At 44.1% G+C, this 844-nt stretch carries 2 protein-coding genes; both read left to right on the forward strand.

Features of this window, described 5'->3' with window-relative positions; all coding sequences use genetic code 11:
* The coding region (locus A3739_RS30300; RefSeq protein WP_197472517.1) for a hypothetical protein at positions 1 to 193 on the forward strand (193 nt) is incomplete at its 5' end.
* Between the two features lie 38 nt (positions 194 to 231).
* Positions 232 to 669, forward strand: a complete 438-nt coding sequence (locus tag A3739_RS23395; RefSeq protein ID WP_068499881.1) for a hotdog fold domain-containing protein — start codon at positions 232 to 234, stop codon at positions 667 to 669.
* The last annotated feature ends 175 nt before the right edge of the window (positions 670 to 844 follow it).

Here is an 844-nt window from a genome sequence, read left to right on the forward strand (position 1 = left end):
TGACGATGCGCTCGCGCCGAAAGAAAACATTAACCATCTTTTGCGTCAGTTCCACGAAGCTGATTGCGAACTAAAACTAGTTAAACCCAAAGATGTGGACGCGAAACACATCGGCCATACTGGAATGTTTAAAGCTAAATTTGAAAGCACCTTATGGAAAGAAACATTCGAGTTTCTGACAGCACACAACTAATACCCACTTCATTAAAAAATAAGAATAAGGCAACGATCATGAATCAGTATTTAAAGATGTTTGAACAAATGGGCGGAGAAGGCTTTTCAAAGGGCATTGCAACGGTTGCACCCTACTTCGAAAGCATCGACCCTTTGGTGACCGTATTACGCCCTGGCTATTGCGAAATGATTCTGAAGAACCAGAAGAAAGTGCAGAATCATCTTGGTTGTATACATGCCATCGCTATGTGCAATGCTGCAGAACTCGTTGGCGGAGTTACAACCGAAGTCTCAACACCAGAAGGTACACGCTGGATACCAGAAGGCATGAGCGTGAAATACCTCGTGAAGGCCAAAACCGACTTGATCGTAAAGTGTGAAGCTGACGATATTGATTTCACACAAGACGGAAAAATAGATGTGCCCGTCGCCGCCTATAACGACGAGGGCGTGAAGTGCTTTACAGCACTAATCACGATGAATGTGAAGCGTTAGTAGCGCAAAGACCACGACAAACCAAAGGTCCGCGCATCATTCAAGTTGAAATCATCACTGATTAAACCAACGTTCCACGCCTGCGACTGTAAATTGAGTTCTAGTGCCTGCGTTTTTAGATCAATGACAGTTTTAACACCGAGACTTTCAGTAACTTTATAGCCGAAACCCAAGG

This window comes from Oleiphilus sp. HI0067 (assembly GCF_001635735.1).

Excerpts from the sequence above, each read along its gene's own strand:
- A3739_RS23395 (WP_068499881.1), top strand. The coding sequence starts at position 232 with ATGAATCAGTATTTAAAGATGTTTGAACAAATGGGCGGAGAAGGCTTT.